The following is a 20,493-nucleotide window of genomic DNA, read 5'->3' as shown; positions in this document are numbered from 1 at the left end:
CAAGGACACAGGAATTTATGGCTCAAGAGTTTAGCCGTACCGAAAGGGTACGGCATCAGCTACAACGAGAAATCGCTATGATCCTGCAACGTGAGATAAAAGATCCTCGCGTTAGCATGGTCACAGTATCCGACGTGGAAGTTTCTCGTGACTTAGCTTATGCCAAAGTGTTTGTTACCTTTTTCCAGGATGACCCTGAGCAAACTAAGCAGGCGTTAAAAGTATTGAATGAAGCCTCAGGCTTCATTCGATCTTTATTGGGTAAGCGCATCAAAGCACGCATTGTTCCGCAACTAAAGTTTCAGCACGACGCTTCTTTAAATGAAGGGATTCGTATGGGCAAATTGGTTGCAGAAGCTCGTGAACGAGATAAGAAAAGCAGCGAAAACAGCGGAGACGATTAATGTCTAAAGCTCGTCTACGCAAAGGCCGTGCTCTCACGGGCGTAGTATTATTGAATAAACCGCAGGGCATGAGTTCAAACCATGCCCTGCAGCGTGTTAAGCGCCTGTATAATGCACAAAAAGCCGGTCATACTGGTGCGCTGGATCCTCTGGCAACCGGTATTCTGCCAGTTTGTCTCGGAGAGGCGACCAAATTCTCGCAATATCTGTTGGATGCCGATAAAGCCTACCGGGTTGAAGCTACGCTGGGGGTAAGAACAACCACCAGTGACGCCGAAGGCGAAGTGGTAGAGGAAAAGCCGGTTGCAGTCGGTGCTGCTACTGTAGCTAATGCAATAAAGCAGTTTATTGGTGAACAGGATCAGTCTCCCTCTATTTATTCGGCACTGAAGCACGAAGGCCGTCCATTATATTATTATGCGCGCCAAGGCATTGAAGTACCGAAAAAAACGCGGACAATCACCGTCCACTCTATCGAACTGCTGAATATTCAGGACAATAAAGTGACCCTGCAAGTGAGTTGCAGCAAAGGTACTTATATTCGTACTTTAGTTGATGACCTGGGTCAGTTACTAGGCTGTGGTGCTCACGTATCCATGCTACATCGTAATGCAGTAGCCGACATAGCTGAAGCGGCTATGGTGACCCTGGAACAACTGGAAACGTTAGCAGAAGAGGGCTATGAAGGTCTCGATGCGTTATTGCATCCGGCTGATTTGCTACTGGGACAATTGCCAGAGGTAACAGTGACTCAAGCGCAAACTCGCGACTTTTTGCATGGACAGCCCATTCCTTTACCTGAGCAAAATGGAAATGACGCAGAAGAATGGCGCGTTGCCACAGAAAACTCGCTATTTCTTGGTGTTGCACGGGTGAAAAATGCGGAATTATGGCCGCGTCGGGTTATTGCGCGGGAGCATGTGGATTTATAGTTGTTTTTACGGCGGCTGACGAGTATAATCGCCGCCTTCATATCGATGCTGAATTAGTGATTGGCGTCGATCATTTTGACAAAACTTAGGAGTTAGCATGTCACTAACTGTTGAACAGAAAGCTGAGATTTTAAAAGAATTTGGCCAAGGCGAGAACGATACGGGTTCTCCTGAAGTGCAAGTTGCGCTTTTAACTAAAAACCTGGCTGAATTACAAGACCACTTTAAAGAACATAAGAAAGATCACCACTCACGTCGTGGTCTGCTACGTATGGTTAGCCGTCGTCGTAAGCTTCTTGATTACCTGAAGCGTAAAGACGAAAAACGTTACGTAGCTATCGTAGAACGTCTTGGCATCCGTCGCTAAGACAAACGTTCTGAAAAGAATAAAATTAAAAGGGCCTTCAGGCCCTTTTTTTGTATTCTTTTTTAGGCTTATGGGTCTTAATTTCGTCACAATTCCCCTATACTATGCGATGAGATAAATAAAGAGAGAAGACGAGTATCAATCCGGATACTCTATATTTTGAAGGTAAAGGAAAGCAACGTGAATCCAATAACTAAACAATTTCAGTACGGTCAGCACACAGTCACTTTAGAAACTGGCGTAATAGCACGTCAGGCGACTGCTTCTGTACTTGCCAGCATCGATGACACAACAGTCCTGGTCACTGTGGTTGCGAAAAAAGAAGCTCGCGAAGGGCAAAACTTTTTTCCATTAACGGTAAATTACCAAGAAAAAACTTACGCAGCCGGTAAAATTCCAGGTGGCTTCTTTAAGCGTGAAGGCCGTCCAAGCGAAAATGAAACTCTGACTTGTCGTTTAATCGACCGTCCAATTCGCCCATTATTTCCTGATGGTTTCATGAACGAAGTGCAAGTTGTTGCAACTGTTGTTTCTGTAAACCCTCAAATTAATCCTGATATTGTTGCCTTAATTGGTACTTCAGCAGCACTGTCTATTTCTGGTGTTCCTTTCGCAGGCCCAATCGGTGCAGCTCGTGTTGGTGTCGTGAACGATGAATACGTATTAAACCCAACCGCAGATGAGTTGGAAAACTCGAAGCTGGACCTTGTGGTTGCTGGTACTGATAAAGCTGTCTTAATGGTTGAATCAGAAGCTGAATTGCTGTCTGAAGACCAAATGCTTGGTGCCGTTATGTATGGTCACGAAGCAATGCAGGACGTTATCAAAGCCATTACTGAATTTACTGCAGAAGCAGGCAAAGAGAAGTGGGACTGGCAGGCACCTGCAAAAGATGAAAGTTTGCAGACCAAAATACGTGAATTGGCAGAGCAAGGTATTGGCGAAGCCTACCGCACTACTGACAAAGCAGAACGTAAAGGTAAGCTTGACCAGGTTAAAGAGCAGATGGCAGAGAAGCTGACTGCTGAAGATGAAAATGTCGATTTAGAAGAAGCCGGCAAAATTTTCCACGATCTGGAAAGTGATATTGTCCGTAGCCGTATTATTGCCGGTGAAAAGCGTATTGATGGCCGCGACCCTGACATGGTTCGTGCTATTAGCGTGGCGACTGGTGTATTACCGCGTACTCACGGTTCAGCATTGTTTACCCGTGGTGAAACTCAGGCGTTGGTAACTGCGACTTTAGGTACTGACCGTGATGCTCAGATGATTGATGAGCTGACTGGTATGAACACGAATCGCTTCATGCTGCATTATAACTTCCCTCCATACTGTGTTGGTGAAACGGGTATGGTTGGCTCGCCAAAACGTCGTGAAATTGGTCATGGTCGTTTAGCTAAACGTGGTATTCAGGCGGTTATGCCTAGCCACGATGAGTTCCCATACACCATCCGTGTGGTTTCAGAAATTACTGAATCAAACGGTTCAAGTTCAATGGCCTCAGTTTGTGGTTCTTCATTGGCGTTGATGGACGCTGGTGTGCCAATCAAGTCTTCCGTAGCGGGTATTGCTATGGGCTTGGTTAAAGAAGGCGACAAGCATGTTGTTCTTTCCGATATCCTTGGTGATGAAGATCACTTAGGTGATATGGACTTTAAAGTAGCCGGTAACACCGATGGTATTACTGCGCTGCAAATGGACATTAAAATTGACGGCATTACTCGCGACATCATGGAAAGTGCCTTAGCGCAGGCTAAATCAGCTCGCTTGCACATTCTGAAAGTGATGGACGAAGCTATTGGCGGTCACCGTGAAGAACTGTCTACTTATGCACCTCGCTTTACCACTATCAAAATTGATCAGGACAAGATCAAAGACGTTATCGGTAAAGGCGGAGCCGTTATTCGTGAGCTGACAGAGTCAACTAATACCAACATTGAAATTGGTGATGACGGTACAATCAAAGTTGCAGCCAGTGATCAGGCTGATGCTGACGCTGCTATTGAAAAAATCAAACAGCTAACGGCGAACGTTGAAGTTGGCAAGATTTACCAGGGTAAAGTAGCGCGTATCGTAGACTTCGGTGCCTTTGTTACTGTTCTGCCAGGTAAAGACGGCTTAGTTCATATTTCTCAAATTGCAGAAGAACGTGTTAACGACGTAAACGAATACCTGAAAGTTGGTGATGTTGTTCCGGTTAAAGTACTGGAAATTGACCGTCAGGGCCGCGTACGTTTAAGCATGAAAGAAGCAGCTGAGAAAAAAGAAGAACCAGCAACTGAAGCGCCGGCAGAGCCTGCAGCTGAAGAAGAAAACAAAAGCGAAGAATAATCGTAAAGATTTCCACAGCTTTATTAAAAACCCCGTGTAAACGGGGTTTTTTTATGTCTGCTTTTTGCCTGAATGGCGTTGAATGTGCTGTAATAGAGGCCAGTGTTTATTTAAGGATAAAATTATGCAAGAGCGCAGAAGTGTTAGGTTCATTGGAGCTTTGTTGTTATTAGGCGCCATGACGGGGTGTGCCTCGCAAAGTTCATTTAACCAGTTACCTGATACTGTGGTACTCGCTGAGCCTGAGCGGGCAGAGTTTCGCTATGAAATTGAGTTGGCCCGCATTGCGCAAATGTTAAGAGAAGATTTAACCGAAGAACAACGCGGAGAACTCTATTACCGTCGTGGGGCTCTATATGACGCCGTCGGCTTAAGAACTCTTGCCAGAATGGATTTTACCCGAGCTTTAGAATATAACCCGAGACTGGCCGATGCGTATAATTTCTTAGGTATTCAGTATACGCAGCTGGAAGAGTTTGATTACGCCTACGAGGCTTTTGACTCAGCAATTGAGTTAAATCCCGAACATCGTTACGCCTATTTAAACCGGGGTATAGCTGAGTATTACGACGCCAGAACGAAACTGTCTCAGGAAGACTTAGAATACCACCTGAAAAAAGAACCCGATGACCCTTACCGTGTTATTTGGCTGTTTCTCGCCGAACATGAAAATGACGCCGCGTTGGCACAAAAAAGTCTTGAGCAAAACGCTGAGAAACTGGATAAATCCGACTGGGGTTATCAGATTGTGCAGCTTTATACGGGGAAACTCTCTGATGAAGAGTTTTTACAACGTATGACTCGTAACTTAGGCGAGTCGGAAAAACTGACTGAACGTTTGTGTGAAGCCTATTTTTACCTTGGCAAATACATGCAAATGAAAGGAGAGCAACTGCAGGCCGTTAACTATTTTAAATTGGCTTTAATGACTAATGTGTATGGCTTCGTTGAACACCGTTATGCGTCGGTTGAGTTAACCCGTATTCGTGAATCGTTACTTAGTCGCTAACGAGAAGTAAGTGAAAGCCAGACTCTTAATTGTGTTGTTTCTGTTGGCTTTAAGTGGGTGGTCTCATCAGGTTTACAACCAACAACAAGAACGCAATTGGCTAGCGCATCAGGGTAATGCCCAGGCACAACACCAACTGGCAAATCATCACTGGAAACTTAATAACCGTACCGCTGCTTATTATTGGTGGCAGCGGTCGGCAAGGCAGCATTATTTTCCTTCCATAGAAAGTCTAATCAACGAATTCCCGGCGGCGAGCGACACCTGGCTTGAACTGGCCGTTGCTGCGGGGGATCCGGCGGCTCAAAGGCAGGTAGCCAGCGCTGAATTAACCGATCAGAACACCTCTATAAACCAATGGCAGAGTCGCTGGGTAAACTCGAGTGACTCTTGGTTGCAGAGCAAGTTTCAACTGATTGAACGCTATAAGAATAATGGTCAGTGTCATATGGAAATTAATGTGGTTGCAGCTGACTCTGGAGAAAAGCGACGTTACCTTAACTTTTTGTCCGCGGTACAAAACGCTCCTTTTGATACGCGGAATTGGTGCATTAGTTATACTCTGGACGAAAACTTATCCTGCGTGACCGATACGCAAAGAAAACGAGCCAATTGCCGCTCCGAACAGCAATTTGATAAGCGAGTGATATTAGCCGACCAAGGTATTGCCAGTGCAAATAGTCAGACATTGACTTTAACCCCTGACAGTTCAGAAGCGGTTATTCAACATGAGCTGGGACATTGGTTGGGGTTCGCTGATGAATATGAAATGTCAGACGCACTTGCTCAAAAGTTCTGTTATGGCTACTACGACCACGACAGTCTGAATATTATTGTGACAGAAGCCCATAAAGAGTATTCGGCACGGCAGGTTAAAGCGGTTTATAAAAACCTGCCGTGGAAAGATGAACTCAGTTCATGGCAGGATATTGCGACGCAAAAGCAAGGGAAATGGCGTTTAGGAAGCTCAAAAGAGGCTGCTGTCGGCCTTTTTAAAGCGGATACCTGTAATGCCATAGATGACAGGCAAGCATGGCGTCCTGTGAATGTCAGAACTGCTATGGAACAGCATGACACCAAACTATGGCCAGAACTCTACTTAAGATTGCTGAAGCAAAAAACTGACGCTTTTGATTTAGACGCTAATAGCGACTTGGGCCAGAATTAATACTGGGCAGAGTGTTGCCAGAAACCAAATAAGTGACCGAAGTTTGTCATAGTTGCTTAAATAAGCAATGTGATAGAGCACTCTAAGCACAATAAAAGAAATACTCAAAAATTCAATGCGTTCGGTAACCTGAGAAGTTGCCAAGGCCGCCAATATGGCCGCGGCAAATAACGGGAAAGCTTCATAAGCATTATAGTGACCGGCAACGGCCCGGGCTCCACGCCCAAGTAACCGTTGCTGTTGAGCTCTGGGGTGTTTATTGTCATAACCGTTATCCCGGTTCTGAAAGTAAACTACAGGCGCCTTAGCCAAAATTGGCAAGACTCCGGCAATGAGTAAACACCACAGTAAAAGGCTCATGGTCATTATTCCCTAATTAACGTACGGTTTCGCCTGCAGCCTGTAAGTCAGCATGATAAGACGAGCGTACCAGTGGTCCACTGGCAATGTGGCTAAAGCCCATTTCAACACCCGCAACACGCAGCTCTTCAAATTCGTCAGGATGCACGTAGCGCGCTACCGGAATATGGTGGCGGCTAGGCTGCAAATACTGTCCGATAGTTAACATGTCGACATCGTGCGCACGAAGATCTTTCATGACTTCCAGTATTTCTTCTTTGGTTTCGCCAAGACCGACCATAAGTCCAGATTTAGTCCGGATATCAGGACGCACTTCTTTGTATTTTTGCAGCAAGTCTAAAGACCACTGATAATTTGCACCAGGACGAGCCGCCTTATACAGGCGTGGCACGGTTTCAAGGTTGTGGTTAAATACGTCAGGCGCTTCGCCTTTAAGAATATCGAGCGCAACCTGCATACGACCACGAAAATCCGGTACCAATACTTCTACCTGAATGTTGTTCTCACTGTGCTTACGAATTTCACGAATACAGTCCGCAAAATGCTGCGCACCGCCGTCGCGTAAATCATCACGGTCAACCGATGTAATTACGACATACTTCACTTTCATGTCGCGGATGGTTTTGCCCAGTTTTTCAGCTTCTTCCGGATCGGGAGGAAGAGGGCGACCGTGAGCAACGTCACAGAATGGGCAACGACGTGTGCAAATGTCGCCCAGGATCATAAAACTGGCTGTACCGTGATTAAAACATTCCGGTAAATTTGGACAGGATGCTTCCTCACAAACAGAGTGCAAACCATGGCTGCGCATTGCTTGCTTAATTTCATCAATACGCTCAGTTGAAGAAGGTAACTTCACCTTCAGCCACGACGGTTTACGCAACATCTGGTCGCGTTCGGTGGGAATAATTTGTACTGGTATCAGTGCCATTTTATCGGCGTCACGCATTTTGACACCAGGTTCAACTCTAACTGGCTTTGACATAATCTTGAGCGAGTCCCGTTTGTTGAAGAGTGTTGCTGTAGGAAAGAGAGCTGGTAAAGTGTTTTATCACTGCAGCAGCCGCTTCACTAAAGCTATCAGGGCCATTGAGGTCCTTAGTTTGAATCATTTTTATGCCCGAAAGGCCACAGGGGTTTATTCGGGAAAAAGGTTCCATATCCATATTGACGTTCAACGCCAATCCGTGAAAAGAGCAGCCTTTACGAATACGAAGCCCCAGAGAACAAATTTTATCTGCATTGACATAAACGCCAGGGGCGTCGCGACGCGCTTTGGCATCAATTCCGTAATCGGAAAGGGTGTCAATTACGGTGTTTTCAATATGATTAACCAATTGACGGACACCATAGTTAAGACGGCGAATATTAAGAAGAAAATAGATAACGAGCTGACCCGGACCGTGATAGGTAACCTGTCCGCCCCTGTCGACCTGGATAACCGGAATATTTCCCGGAGCGAGAATATGCTCAGCTTTACCAGCTTGTCCTTGAGTGAAGACAGGATCGTGCTCGACCACCCACAGTTCGTCGGCAGTGTTTTCGTCGCGTTGGTCAGTGAATTCCTGCATAGCATGCCATACGGGTTCGTATGGCTGCCTGCCCAATTCACGGATAATTAGGGTATCGTTCATGCCGTCATTATAACGTTTGTCAGCAATAACGGCTAGCCCTATGACTACAGAACGTAGCGAACGTCCTCGATATCTGAGAGGGAACGATACAGTATTTCGATATGCTGCTGGCTTTCAACACGCACAGCAACAGAAATTGAGTGGTAGTTACCCTTGCTGCTGGGCTTTACGGAAGGACTGTAGTCGCCCGGAGCATGCTCTTGTAAAACTTCTACGACCTGGTCAGGAAGGCTGTCACTAGCAACCCCCATCACTTTAAACGTAAAGTGACAGGGAAAGTCGACCAGTTCGTCAAAACGAGTTTTTTGCATCTATCTAAACCTTTACTCTTCACTAAATTGCTGTTTGATGTAATCCATCATTTTCTTGAAGAAACCGCCTTCTTCTACGCTTTGTAGCGTCACCAGCGGGAAGGAAGCAACATCTTCACCATTTAACTGAAGATATACTGTTCCTACGTGCTGACCTTTCGACAGCGGAGCCTGAAGTTGTTCATCAAGTTCAAAGTTAGCATTCAATTTATCACGCTGGCCTTTAGGTAAAGTAATTACCACATCTTCGCTAATACCCAGTTCAACTTCGTCTAAATCACCGCCCCAAATACGCTGAGAGATAAAGCTTTCACCCGCACTATAAGCTTTAACGGTTTCGAAATAGCGAAACCCGTAGTTAAGTAGTTTTTTACTTTCAACTTTACGAGCCTGCTCGCTCCCGGTTCCTATTACTACTGCAATTAAACGGGTTCCGTCTTCAACCGCAGAAGATACCAGGCTATAACCTGCTTCATTCGTATGACCGGTCTTTATACCGTCGACATTTAAGCTACGATCCCATAACAATGAGTTACGGTTATATTGCTTAATATTATTATAGGTAAAAGACTTTTCTGCGTATAGCTTATATTCTTCCGGGGTTTCTTCTATTAAAGCGCTGGCTAAAGTCGCCATGTCCCGCGCAGATACATACTGCTCTGAATCGGGCAGACCATGACTGTTAGCAAAATGGCTGTCTTTCATGCCAATTTGTTCGGCATAGTTATTCATTAAGTCGGCAAAAGCGTCTTCACTTCCTGCGATATGCTCCGCCATAGCGACACAGGCGTCGTTACCGGAAGAGATAATAATACCGCGGTTTAAGTCTTTAACACTGACCTCTTTACCAACCTCTATGAACATTTTAGAGGACTCCGGGAAGTTTTTGGCCCAGGCATTGTCGCTAACCGTAACAAGATCTTTTTCGCTAATGCGGCCGGCCAACATCTCTTTACCAATAATGTAGCTGGTCATCATTTTGGTCAGGCTGGCAGGAGGCAAACTTTCGCTTGAATTACTTTCCGCTAATACCTTGCCGGTAGTGTGATCGATAAGGATATAAGCTTTGGCATTAACTGACGGCGCATTGGGAACCAATGACTGAGCCGCAAAACTTGCTGAACTGAATAATAGGGTTACAACGGTAAAGAGGTGACAAATTTTTTTCATTGGAATTATCTTTATCTTATCGGTCAAAAAGTGAATCATGTGCTTAAGGAAGCCGGATTATATCAGTTCTGTTGCACAGCGTCAGGAGTATCCGTCTGACTTTGCGCTGCCTTTACGCGAAAAGCCTCGGGATATCCGGAAGATCGTATTTGCTCGAGTAAATCGTGGCTTTCATCTTCAGAAACCGGTCCCAGCATGAGTTTATGTAGACCGTGAGTTTGTTCAGTAGTTGCAATTTCCTGGAACTTGGGCGGTAAGTTGTGTTTTAACTGCGATAAACGGTCGATATTTGACGAAGCAGCTAACTGAATATGATAATTGGACTGACTCGTTGATATAGATTGCGCTTCTGCGCGCATGGGAGTGTTTAAGTTAATGGCTTCAATTCTGACCGGGGCGGTGCCATTATCCAGCATATCGAGTTTATAGGCAGCAGCAAATGACAAGTCGATAATACGCTCAGAATGGAAGGGGCCCCGGTCATTCACCCGCACAATGACTGTACGGTCATTGTTTAAGTTAGTAACTTTTACGTAAGTTGGCAGGGGAAGCCGGGTATGGGCGGCCGACATGCTGTACATGTCATAGTATTCGCCATTGGACGTCAGGTGACCGTGAAATTTATTGCCATACCAGGAAGCATAGCCTTCCTCAACATAGCCAGCAGCACTGTCCATTACTTCATAGTCATTACCCAGAACCCGGTAGTCCCGGTTTCCCTGAGGACTAAGAGGCTCGTGAACAGGAACGGCGCTGCGTAACTCCGACTCATTGGGTAAACGAGTCGGAGCGCTGTCTTTATGTTGAGAGTAGCGGCCGGAGGGGCCGTTGGAACAACTGCTGAGCATAAGTACGCTCAGTATTAAGGTTAATAAATTATTCCACTTCATTTTTCAATTGCTCGCTAAACTGATAAACAGCCATCGCGTACAGTGGGCTATGATTATATCGGGTAATGACATAGAAGTTGTCGTATCCCAGCCAGTATTCATGAGCTTCTTCTGTTTCAAACTCAAATACTCTAACTTTGGTGTCATCATTAACCGCCTGGTGTTGCGGAAGTTCATAGCCCTTGCGCTTAATTTCAGAACGTGTGGTGTTGGGTTTCATACCGTCGCTGACTAAAGTTTTCCAGTCTTGTTCGTTCCCAAGAGGTTGAGCCACCGGTTGGCCTTGCTGCCATTTATGTTCAGCAAAATAATTAGCCACACTGCCGATAGCGTCCACCGGATTCGTCAGGATGTCTCTGTGTCCGTCGTTATCAAAGTCCACTGCGTAATGGCGATAGCTGGAAGAAATAAACTGGCCGAAGCCCATAGCGCCGGCGTAAGAGCCTTTTGCTTCACCTACGTCCCAACCTTCTTCAGCTGCTAACTGAAAGAATTCGCTAAGCTCGGAACGGAAGAAACTTGAGCGGGGAGGATAATGGAAACCTAAAGTGTAGAGTGAATCCAGAACAGAATATTTGCCCATGTAATTGCCATAGAAGGTTTCGACACCAATTATTGCCACAATAATTTGTGCTGGAACGCCGTATTCTTTTTCCGCGCGCTCAAGTGTTTTCCGGTGTTTTTTCCAAAATTTAACGCCGGCGTCTAAGCGTTTTTCAGTTAAGAAAATAGGGTGATATTGATACCAGGGTTTGGCTTCCCATGGGCGCTGAATGGCTTCCAGTACGTCGTCATTTTTCTTTGCTTTTGATAGCCATTGACGTACTTGAGCTTCGTCAAGTTGGTGTTCTTTTACCTGCTGTTGAATAAATTCTTCAACCTCAGGTGTTTGCTCCTGAGCATATGCCGACAAGCTGGTTGTTGCGGTTAGCAACGCTAATCCAAATAAGGTGCGCATAAAGTTTCCCTGTTTTAGCCATTTTTCATAACTAAGCGATGGTGGGTCGCGATAGACATAAGCATGCCGAAGCCTGCCATAAGCGTTACCATCGATGTGCCACCATAACTGATTAAGGGCAATGGTACCCCAACCACAGGTAATAGTCCTGAAACCATACCAATATTTACAAACACATAAACAAAGAAGGTGAGTGTCAGTGAACCGGCCAGTAATTTACAAAAGATATCCTGTGTTTGCAGAGCAATAATCAGGCCCCGTAAAATAATAAAGCCATATAGCGCAAGCAAAAGGATAACTCCGGTAAGGCCAAACTCCTCACTAAAAACAGAGAAAATAAAGTCGGTATGACGCTCAGGTAAAAACTCGAGTTGAGACTGCGTGCCCTGAAGCCAGCCTTTACCGTCAATGCCGCCCGAGCCGATGGCGATTTTTGACTGGATAATGTGGTAACCGGAACCCAAAGGATCGCGCTCGGGATTTAAAAAGGTCAGTACTCGTTGACGCTGGTAGTCGTGCATTAGATAAAACCACAAAACTGGTGTAAATGCCGCTACTGCAAGACTTGCTGCGGTAACCAGTTTCCAGCTAAGGCCAGCCAGAAAAATAACGAAAATACCTGCACAGGCCACTAATAACGATGTACCCAAATCAGGCTGTCGCGCAATAAGTAGTGTGGGAATAATGACCAGAACTAAAGCACCAAATAGCCGATAAATAGATGGTGGTATAGGGCGCTGATTCATATACCAGGCCAGCATAAGAGGCATGGCGAGCTTCATAATCTCCGACGGCTGTATTGTCAAAGGACCTATGTCTAGCCAGCGCTGTGCACCTTTGCCCATTTCACCAAAGACAAGTACAGCAATGAGCAGCAAGACTCCGGCGATAAATGCGGGAACGGCGAACCGCGACAAAGCTCTCGGTGGAATTTGTGCAACCACAAAAAGCACCACAAACGATAGCCCTATACGTATAGACTGCCTTTCTACGACCTCTAAGTCCTGGCCCGCAGCACTATAAATAACAAACAAACTGACAATCGACAGTACTATTAGGGGAATAAGCAGGGGCCCGTCAATGTGTAGTTTTTTCAATAGCGGGCTTCTTTGGCGTTCTTCAGTCGTCAGCATTAGTTTCTTCCTGCTGTTTTTTGCCATTGTTAAACCGGGTGTGCCAGACGTCTAATATTTTTCTTGCGACCGGCGCCGCGATACTCCCGCCACCCCCTAGAGAGTTTTCTATTGCAACCACCACAACAACTTTAGGATCGTCTGCCGGGGCATAACCTACGTACATTGCATTATCGCGATAGCGTTCGGCAATATCTTCTGCGTTATATTCTTCTTCCTGACCAAGGCTTCTAACCTGAGCCGTTCCGGTCTTTCCGGCTGAGGAGTAGGGCGCATCTTTAAACGCTCGATGAGCTGTGCCTTTTTGCGCCATATTAACATTACGCATTCCCCTGGTAATAACGTCCCAATTATTGCTGTCGGATAAGGTCAATTTTTCGCGATGAGCAATTAAAGCCTCTTCAAATGCGCCATCTTGTATTTTTCCGCGCAACAGTCTGGGAATAAGGTGCTCGCCTTTATTGGCAACCATTGCCGTTGCAACTGCCAGTTGCATGGGTGTAGCGGTCCAGTAACTCTGGCCAATACCAACAGAGAGCGTTTCGCCTGCATACCATGGCTGACCAAAACGAGCTCTTTTCCACCCGCGCGACGGCATCAACGCAGGAACTTCTTCATGAATGTCTATTCCTGTTTTTTCACCAAAACCAAACTGGGTCATAAAGCCGGATATCTTATCAACGCCGAGTTTCAGAGCTAAATCGTAATAAAACGTATCACAGCTTTCTGTAATGGCTCTTTCTACGTCAACCCAACCGTGCCCCCAGGCCAGCCAGTCACGGTAGCGCCGGTCAACCCCTTTTATTTCAAACCAACCGGGGTCCCAAATGCGAGTATCTTGTTCAATGATGCCATCTTCTAAACCAAGTAAACCTATCTGAGGTTTGATAGTTGAGGCCGGAGGGTATGCTCCCTGAGTTACGCGGTTAAGCAGTGGGCTCTGGGTTGAATTCAATAACGATTGATACTGTTTAACGGAAATGCCGTTGACGAACCAGTTTGGATCATAGCTGGGAGTACTGACCATGGCTAAGATCCCACCGGTGGTGGCGTCCATTAATATAATAGAACCGCGTTGCTCTCCCAGTAACTCTGCGGCTTTTCTTTGTAATTCAAGGTCGAGTTCTAAGACGATATCCTGTCCCGGCTTGGGAGCTTCTATACTTAGAGTTCTTACCGCTCGTCCGCGATTATTAACCTCAACACTCTGATAACCGACCTCGCCATGCAGGTCTTTCTCGTAGTATCTTTCTATCCCGAGCTTTCCTATTGTCCGGCTGGCAGCGTAATTAGGTAACTCGTCGCTTTCACGTAGTTTCTCGACATCACGACGGTTAATTTTTGCAACGTAACCTACGGCATGAGTCAGTAACTCTTTATGCGGATAGTTCCGGATTAAACGAGCTTCGATACTCACTCCGGGATACTTATGTTGTTGAGCTGCAAAAACGGCGAGTTGCTTTTCATTAAGCTCATCAAGTAAGGGCACATTATTAAAACGCCGTTGGTTTTTTAGATTCCGGTAGAAGCGCTCGATAGTGCTGTCGGGGAATTCGAGTAACTGTTGAAGCTGATTTAGAGTCTGCTCAAGGTTGCCGATTTCTTCCGGGGTAACATCGAGACTGTAAATTGGTGTGTTTTCCGCTAACAAAATACCGTTGCGGTCATAAATTAAGCCTCGATTCGGCGCCAGGGGAAGTAATTTTATCCGATTATCGTTAGAGCGCGTTTGAAGCTCATTGTGTTCACTTACCTGTAGGTGATACATGTTTGATGCCAGAGCTATAAAAACCGCCACAACAATCACCATAGCAACAAGCACGCGTCGTCCAAAAACGGCCGCTTCTGAATCATGATCACGTATGTGGGTGCGGTGACGCATTATTATTCTTATTCTCTATGATACGGATGATTGTTATTTAGGCTCCATGCCCGGTAAAGACTTTCTGCGACAATTAATCTGACCACCGGATGGGGCAATGTTAATTTAGACAAAGACCAACGCTGCTCAGCTGCCGCCAGGCATTCATCAGAAAGGCCCTCAGGCCCTCCGATTAATAGAGTGACATCTCTGCCGTCCATTTGCCACTTCTCTAACTGCTGGGCAAGCTTAGGTGTGTCCCAGGCCTGACCTGTGACCTCTAAAGTGACAATTCGGTTCCCTTTGGGTATTGCTTGCAGCAGCGATTTACCTTCTTGTTGCATAACGCGGTTTAAATCTGCTTTACGCGTTCGCTTTTGAGCCGCTATTTCATGCAGCACTAACTTACAATCCGTCGGGAACCGTTTTTTATATTCGTTGAAGCCTTCAGTAACCCACGCGGGCATTTTTGTGCCAACGGCGAGTAATTGAATTTGCACTGATTAGCCCCAGAGTTTTTCTAATTGATAGAAGTCGCGGATGCTGTCCTGCATTACATGTATAACAACATCACCAAGATCAACTAAAACCCATTCCGACTGTTCTCCACCTTCTACGCCAATAGGTGGCGTGCCAGCATGTTTTGCTTCCGTAGCCACATGTTCAGCAATGCTTCTTACATGCGTTTTCGAGCTGCCAGAGCAGATGATCATGTAATCAACAACGTCCGTTTTATCATGAACATCTAAAATTTGAACGTCACGACCTTTAAGATCATCGATTTTATCAATGACAAATTCACGCAATTCTTCTGCCTGCAAAAGATTTTCTCCGATTTAAGGATTAAAACCCGAAGTTTAACAGAAATTAGTAAAAGTGTTCAGTTACAAATACAGCTGATGTTGTCTTATATAGTCATAAACATTGGAAGGCAGTGGCAGGTTTTTTTCACGTTGCTGAAGTTGTTTCCGGAGTTCAGTGGCGGAAACATCGACCATTGGAGTTTCTGCAATATAAAGCAGCCCCTGGCGTTGTTTATTCAAGGCGTTTCTATCGCGGGTCATGTGCGCTGAAATAAACGCTTTCAACTCGTCATCCTGAGGGTTAAAAGGAACCCCGGCTCTTGGCATCACGACAAGGTGAGCGTACTCAATAAGCTGGTGCCACTGATGCCAGCGGTGAAGACTCATTAATGAATCCATCCCCATCACAAAAAGTAGGGTGTCATCAGGAAACTGGGTTTTAAATTCACTTAATGTATTGGCGGTAAAGGACGGTCTGTCCTGTCTTAACTCCCAGTCCTCGACGGTGAAAGCCGTATGTTGTTGAGATGCAAGCTTAACCATGTCCAGCCGCTGCTCAGGGCTGGCATCTGGTTGCGGGCGATGTGGCGGTACCGCGCTTGGCATCAGCGCTAAAGTGGAAATGTCGAGCTCTTTTATCAGAGCGGCTGCCGTTTCCAGGTGCCCGTTATGAATAGGGTCGAAAGTGCCGCCAAAAATTGCGCGTATCATAGCTGAATAAACTTTTCGTTCGGTTCAATGCCGTGATTAAACACCGAAAGTCCGTCATTAATGGCGTCGGCGTTATTACAGCAAAGTAAACTGAGTAGATGAGTCGTGAGTATAAGAGGGGATTCGCCGCTATCAAGCTTAAGCGCCGCTTCTATTCTCTCAATCAACTGCTGTGCACTCAATAGAGTTTGCTGACTCAATTGATTTGCGCGCTGGTGATAACCCGGTTGTTGATTAGGCCAAATCATAAATTGACGGAAAAGTGCGTTTGTATCGGTTTGTGTCTGCTTAGCTTTTTGCAATGCTGTTAGCAGTTGCACTTCGCGCTGCAAAATCCAGATGAGCCTGTGAAAATCATTCTCTTCGTCTAGTAAACGCTCCAGCCGATGCAACGCACCTTCAAAATCTTGTTGCTGGATACTTTCCTGCAAGGCAAACACGCTAAAGCGGCTGACATCATCAATGGAGGTTTTCAGAAAGTATTCCGTAATGACGCCATCGTTGCTCAGCAATTGCCACTTACTAAGTTCCTGATCCAGAGCAAGTAAGTTTCCTTCAAACCAGTCTGATAACTTTTCCGGAACACCCGCGGCGAGAGTGAGTTGGTAACGCTGAGCACGCTGGTGAATAAAGGCGGGCAACTGTGATTTATCCGGGCTTTGGGTGCGAACCAGCGGGCCGCGCTCTGCCAGTGCTTTAAACCAGCGACTGTTCTGGGTTTCCTTTTTTAACCGGTCACCAATAACAACCAGGATTTCACTCTCGGCCTGATTTTTTGCGTACTCGGTCAATGCGGCAGAACCGTCCCGACCGGGTTTGTTTTCGGGTAATTCCAGCTCAATCAGCCGCATATTGCCAAACAGGCTCATTGACTGCTCACCGGCAGACAGTTGCTGCCAGTCGAAGTCTTTACTTTGTAACCAATGCACTCGCTCGAGGTCATCACTGGCTAAGCCTTTTCGAATGCTGGCTAGGGCGTCATTCCTGAGTAAAAGGTCGTCACCAAACACAAGCAGGACAGGGGGAACCCCATTCTGTTGCAAGTAAGGTTCAAGCTTTTCAGGGTAGATAGTTTGCATTGGTTAAGAGTTCTATTCCGACATTTCGGAGATGATTTGTTGCAAAATAAGGCGTGACGCTTCGGCTCTCATTTCATCGACCAGCATTTCCCGTTCGCGGGTTTTAGCCAATACGAAGTTAGGGTCGTCCTGATAGTCCCGCGCCACCTCAACCGTTCGCTCAAGTAACAGCTTTTCATTGTTGAACAACTGATAATTGACCTGATACAGAAGCTCGTATTCCGCAACCTGACCACTTTCAAACAACGACAGTGTTCTTCGTTCTAACTTATCTGAAAGAAGGCGAACGACAACGGGCTGCTCCGCTTTAGAGACCTGAATGCCCGAATGAATAAAGCGCTGTTCCATATGCTCACTTAATTCTTTTGAAACCTGGCTTTGCAGAGAAACCGACTGCAGTGTTTCTGGCAGTTGGTAATTTCCGCGCAGCTGAAAGCCACATCCGTTAAGAGTGGCTATCAGTAGCAGGGTGAGTAAAAGATTAAAGGTAACGCGCATGGGTTATCCAACAACAATATTGAGAATTTTTCCGGGCACGTAGATTTTCTTACGAACTTCCTTGCCCTCAGTATGCTTTTGTACGGCTTCTTCATCAAAAGCGATTTGCTCAACTTGTTCTGCGGAAGCGTCGGCCGGCACGGTTAATTTAGCCCGAACTTTGCCATTAATTTGCACCACAATCAGTTTTTCGTCTTCAACTAACGCACTTTCATCAACGGTTGGCCAGTCAGCAAAAGACAGCGGCTCCTGATGTCCCAGTTCCTGCCATAATTGCTCACAGATATGCGGCGTGATAGGCGCAAGCATACGCACCATAGCATCGATTGACTCAGCTAATACCTGACGGTCGGCCTCGCTTTCCAGTGGTGCTTTTTGTAAGTGATTAAGCAGCTCCATAATGGCCGCTATTGCTGTGTTAAAGTGCTGGCGGCGTCCCATGTCATCGCTGACTTTAGCGATGGTTTTATGCAACTCGCGACGCAGCTGCTTTTGGTTTGCATTTAAGCTTTGACCTGAACAAGCACCACCGGCGTTATTTAAGTCGTAAGTCAGTTTCCACAGACGGCGTAAAAAGCGTTGCGCACCTTCAACACCAGAGTCTGACCACTCCAGCGTCATTTCCGGTGGTGCGGCAAACATCATAAATAAGCGCACGGTATCCGCGCCATAACGTTCAACCATGGTTTGCGGGTCAATGCCGTTATTCTTAGACTTTGACATTTTGCTCATGCCGCCGATATTAACCGGTTGGCCGTCTTGTTTATGTTTAGCGCCGGCAATGGCGCCCTTTTCATCACGCTCAATGTCAACATCAAGAGGCGACACCCATTGTTTGCCGCCTTTTTCATCTTCGCGGTAATAGCTGTCTGCCAGTACCATGCCCTGACACAGCAGACGTTTGAATGGTTCGTCAGACTTCACTAAGCCGGTGTCGCGCAATAATTTATGGAAAAAGCGAGCGTACAACAAATGCAAAATGGCGTGCTCAATACCACCAATATACTGATCAACCGGTAGCCAATAGTTCGCTTTTTCCGGATCCAGCATGGCATCATCAGTTTGTGCGCTGCAGTAACGGGCGTAGTACCACGATGACTCCATAAAGGTGTCGAAGGTATCCGTTTCGTGTTCTGCCGGCTGGCCGTTATATTCGGTTTTACGCCATTCAGGGTCAGATTTTATTGGTGAATTCACACCGTCCATAACGACATCTTCAGGCAGTTTAACCGGTAGCTGATCTTCCGGAACGGGCACGGACTCGCCATTTTCCAGATTCAGCATCGGAATTGGGGTTCCCCAGTAACGCTGACGAGATACCCCCCAGTCGCGCAAACGGTAGTTTACTTTACGCTCACCAATGTTTTTCTCTTTTAGTTCGGTTGCAATTGCGTCAAAGGCCTGTGCCGAGCTCATACCGTTATATGGCCCCGAGTTAATAACGGTGCCTTTCTCAGTAATGGCTGCTTTTTCAATGTCACTATCGCCACTAAGAGGTTCAATTACAGGCCGAATTTCCAACTGGTATTTCGTTGCGAACTCCCAGTCGCGCTGGTCATGTGCAGGAACCGCCATAACAGCGCCGGAACCGTAATCCATTAAAACAAAGTTAGCGACCCACACCGGAATTTCTTCGCCGGTCATTGGGTGAACGGCTTTAATACCGGTGTCCATGCCCAGCTTTTCCATGGTGGCAATATCAGCTTCTGCAACTTTGCTGTTTTTGCACTCTTCAATGAATTTAGCCAGCTCAGGGTTCGTTTTGGCGGCTTCCGTAGCTAAAGGATGCTGTGCCGCAACGCCCATGTAGGTAACGCCGTAAAGCGTATCCGGACGGGTGGTATAAACGCGTAAACTCTGTTCAGAGGAAGCGACGTTAAAGTCAATTTCGACACCTTCTGAGCGGCCGATCCAGTTACGCTGCATAGCTTTGACCTGTTCTGGCCAACCATCAAGCTGATCCAAATCGTCTAACAGCTCTTCAGCGTAATCGGTTATTTTAATAAACCACTGAGGAATTTCTTTCTGCTCGACTTTAGCGCCGGAACGCCAGCCGCGCCCGTCAATGACTTGCTCATTGGCTAACACGGTCTGGTCTACCGGATCCCAGTTAACCGTCGCATTCTTCTTATAAACCAGGCCTTTTTCATAAAGCTTAGTGAAGAACCACTGCTCCCAGCGATAATAATCCGGCGAGCAAGTTGCCAGTTCACGGTTCCAGTCGTAGCCAAAACCTAAGCTTTTTAACTGCTCGCGCATATAATCGATATTCTGATAAGTCCATTTTGCCGGTGCCGTTTTATTCTGTATAGCGGCATTTTCAGCAGGAAGCCCAAAGGCATCCCAGCCCATAGGTTGCATAACATTTTTTCCGAGCATACGCTGATGACGGCTAATGACATCACCTAAAGTATAGTTACGAACATGCCCCATATGTAGTTTGCCGCTGGGGTAGGGGAACATGGACAGGCAGTAGAACTTGTCTTTGCCCGGCTGTTCTTTTGCCGTAAATACGTCTTGTTCCTGCCAGCGTTTTTGCATGGCAGATTCGATTTTGCTCGGGTTGTATTGTTCTTGCATAATTCCTGCTGATTCCGTTTGAATTTAAATATCGGTTTAGCTAATTGCGTACCACATAAGAAGTACAACGACGATGCCGGCCAGACCAAAAAAACCGTTTTCAAAAACAGCGCGTTGTTTGACTTCGGCAGGTTCAGACTTATCAATGGCGAACAGCATGAGCCAGGAAGTTAGTCCCAGACCGCCTGCAGCAATAAGCACAGCAAAAAGAATGGCGTCAAATATATTTTCCATAATGAGATCCCTGTGAAAAAATGGAAAAGAACAGCAACAGAATAGTTCTGCTAAGCCTTT

The 20,493-nt window shown here is 46.2% G+C and carries 22 protein-coding genes; 6 read left to right on the top strand and 16 right to left on the bottom strand.

Annotated features, from left to right (window positions below):
* Window positions 1-17: 17 nt before the first annotated feature.
* From rbfA to ACN0RF_RS04695, 6 genes are all read left to right on the top strand, one after another.
* A complete protein-coding gene (rbfA, locus tag ACN0RF_RS04720; RefSeq protein ID WP_273025158.1) occupies window positions 18-404 on the top strand; it encodes a 30S ribosome-binding factor RbfA in 387 nt (128 codons plus the stop codon).
* Complete coding sequence (truB, locus tag ACN0RF_RS04715; protein ID WP_417438214.1) at window positions 404-1,336, top strand: tRNA pseudouridine(55) synthase TruB; 933 nt, start codon at window positions 404-406, stop codon at window positions 1,334-1,336. Before rbfA ends, truB begins: the two co-directional genes overlap by 1 nt.
* Before the next feature lie 97 nt (window positions 1,337-1,433).
* Window positions 1,434-1,703: a 30S ribosomal protein S15 gene (gene rpsO / locus ACN0RF_RS04710; protein ID WP_011234216.1), complete on the top strand. Its 270-nt coding sequence runs from the start codon at window positions 1,434-1,436 to the stop codon at window positions 1,701-1,703.
* Between the two features lie 180 nt (window positions 1,704-1,883).
* Window positions 1,884-4,034 (top strand): polyribonucleotide nucleotidyltransferase, encoded by a 2,151-nt coding sequence (gene pnp, locus ACN0RF_RS04705; protein WP_417438213.1) that lies wholly within the window; start codon window positions 1,884-1,886, stop codon window positions 4,032-4,034.
* 124 nt (window positions 4,035-4,158) lie between these two features.
* The gene (nlpI, locus tag ACN0RF_RS04700; protein WP_417438212.1) at window positions 4,159-5,043 is read left to right on the top strand and encodes a lipoprotein NlpI; all 885 of its coding nucleotides are present in this window, start codon (window positions 4,159-4,161) and stop codon (window positions 5,041-5,043) included.
* A 10-nt stretch (window positions 5,044-5,053) separates the two neighbouring features.
* The gene (locus tag ACN0RF_RS04695) at window positions 5,054-6,211 is read left to right on the top strand and encodes a peptidase (RefSeq protein ID WP_417438211.1); all 1,158 of its coding nucleotides are present in this window, start codon (window positions 5,054-5,056) and stop codon (window positions 6,209-6,211) included.
* Here the strand turns inward: ACN0RF_RS04695 and ACN0RF_RS04690 are convergent.
* The 16 genes from ACN0RF_RS04690 to ACN0RF_RS04615 form a co-directional block, all read right to left on the bottom strand.
* Window positions 6,179-6,571 carry an MAPEG family protein gene (locus ACN0RF_RS04690; RefSeq protein WP_110012615.1) on the bottom strand — a complete coding sequence of 131 codons (393 nt, stop codon included), beginning with the start codon at window positions 6,569-6,571 and terminating at the stop codon, window positions 6,179-6,181. The genes ACN0RF_RS04695 and ACN0RF_RS04690 overlap by 33 nt on opposite strands.
* Before the next feature lie 16 nt (window positions 6,572-6,587).
* Window positions 6,588-7,556: a lipoyl synthase gene (gene lipA / locus ACN0RF_RS04685; RefSeq protein ID WP_110012614.1), complete on the bottom strand. Its 969-nt coding sequence runs from the start codon at window positions 7,554-7,556 to the stop codon at window positions 6,588-6,590.
* On the bottom strand, window positions 7,540-8,205 hold the full coding sequence (lipB, locus tag ACN0RF_RS04680; protein ID WP_417438210.1) for a lipoyl(octanoyl) transferase LipB: 666 nt from the start codon (window positions 8,203-8,205) through the stop codon (window positions 7,540-7,542). Before lipB ends, lipA begins: the two co-directional genes overlap by 17 nt.
* A gap of 44 nt (window positions 8,206-8,249) precedes the next feature.
* Window positions 8,250-8,516, bottom strand: a complete 267-nt coding sequence (gene ybeD, locus ACN0RF_RS04675) for a DUF493 family protein YbeD (protein ID WP_011234209.1) — start codon at window positions 8,514-8,516, stop codon at window positions 8,250-8,252.
* A 12-nt stretch (window positions 8,517-8,528) separates the two neighbouring features.
* Window positions 8,529-9,686, bottom strand: a complete 1,158-nt coding sequence (locus tag ACN0RF_RS04670) for a serine hydrolase (RefSeq protein WP_417438209.1) — start codon at window positions 9,684-9,686, stop codon at window positions 8,529-8,531.
* Window positions 9,687-9,748: 62 nt separating this feature from the next.
* A complete protein-coding gene (locus tag ACN0RF_RS04665; RefSeq protein WP_417438208.1) occupies window positions 9,749-10,576 on the bottom strand; it encodes a septal ring lytic transglycosylase RlpA family protein in 828 nt (275 codons plus the stop codon).
* On the bottom strand, window positions 10,563-11,534 hold the full coding sequence (gene mltB / locus ACN0RF_RS04660) for a lytic murein transglycosylase B (RefSeq protein ID WP_417438207.1): 972 nt from the start codon (window positions 11,532-11,534) through the stop codon (window positions 10,563-10,565). Before mltB ends, ACN0RF_RS04665 begins: the two co-directional genes overlap by 14 nt.
* Before the next feature lie 14 nt (window positions 11,535-11,548).
* Window positions 11,549-12,667 (bottom strand): rod shape-determining protein RodA, encoded by a 1,119-nt coding sequence (gene rodA / locus ACN0RF_RS04655; RefSeq protein ID WP_417438206.1) that lies wholly within the window; start codon window positions 12,665-12,667, stop codon window positions 11,549-11,551.
* Window positions 12,654-14,549, bottom strand: a complete 1,896-nt coding sequence (gene mrdA / locus ACN0RF_RS04650; protein WP_417438205.1) for a penicillin-binding protein 2 — start codon at window positions 14,547-14,549, stop codon at window positions 12,654-12,656. The genes rodA and mrdA overlap by 14 nt, the downstream gene beginning before the upstream one ends.
* 8 nt (window positions 14,550-14,557) lie before the next feature.
* Window positions 14,558-15,028 (bottom strand): 23S rRNA (pseudouridine(1915)-N(3))-methyltransferase RlmH, encoded by a 471-nt coding sequence (gene rlmH, locus ACN0RF_RS04645; protein WP_034820185.1) that lies wholly within the window; start codon window positions 15,026-15,028, stop codon window positions 14,558-14,560.
* Window positions 15,029-15,031: 3 nt separating this feature from the next.
* Window positions 15,032-15,349, bottom strand: a complete 318-nt coding sequence (rsfS, locus tag ACN0RF_RS04640) for a ribosome silencing factor (RefSeq protein WP_011234202.1) — start codon at window positions 15,347-15,349, stop codon at window positions 15,032-15,034.
* Between the two features lie 63 nt (window positions 15,350-15,412).
* On the bottom strand, window positions 15,413-16,042 hold the full coding sequence (gene nadD, locus ACN0RF_RS04635; protein WP_417438204.1) for a nicotinate-nucleotide adenylyltransferase: 630 nt from the start codon (window positions 16,040-16,042) through the stop codon (window positions 15,413-15,415).
* Window positions 16,039-17,121 (bottom strand): DNA polymerase III subunit delta, encoded by a 1,083-nt coding sequence (holA, locus tag ACN0RF_RS04630; protein ID WP_417438203.1) that lies wholly within the window; start codon window positions 17,119-17,121, stop codon window positions 16,039-16,041. The genes nadD and holA overlap by 4 nt, the downstream gene beginning before the upstream one ends.
* Before the next feature lie 12 nt (window positions 17,122-17,133).
* Window positions 17,134-17,619: an LPS assembly lipoprotein LptE gene (lptE, locus tag ACN0RF_RS04625; protein WP_414018498.1), complete on the bottom strand. Its 486-nt coding sequence runs from the start codon at window positions 17,617-17,619 to the stop codon at window positions 17,134-17,136.
* Window positions 17,620-17,622: 3 nt separating this feature from the next.
* A complete protein-coding gene (leuS, locus tag ACN0RF_RS04620) occupies window positions 17,623-20,199 on the bottom strand; it encodes a leucine--tRNA ligase (protein ID WP_417438202.1) in 2,577 nt (858 codons plus the stop codon).
* A gap of 36 nt (window positions 20,200-20,235) precedes the next feature.
* On the bottom strand, window positions 20,236-20,433 hold the full coding sequence (locus ACN0RF_RS04615) for a hypothetical protein (protein WP_011234197.1): 198 nt from the start codon (window positions 20,431-20,433) through the stop codon (window positions 20,236-20,238).
* Window positions 20,434-20,493 lie beyond the last annotated feature (60 nt).

It is taken from the genome of Idiomarina sp., from assembly GCF_048260185.1.
In the GTDB taxonomy this organism is placed as follows: domain Bacteria; phylum Pseudomonadota; class Gammaproteobacteria; order Enterobacterales; family Alteromonadaceae; genus Idiomarina.
Note: the sequence above shows the minus strand (reverse complement) of the source record. Positions and strands in the feature narration are given on the sequence as shown.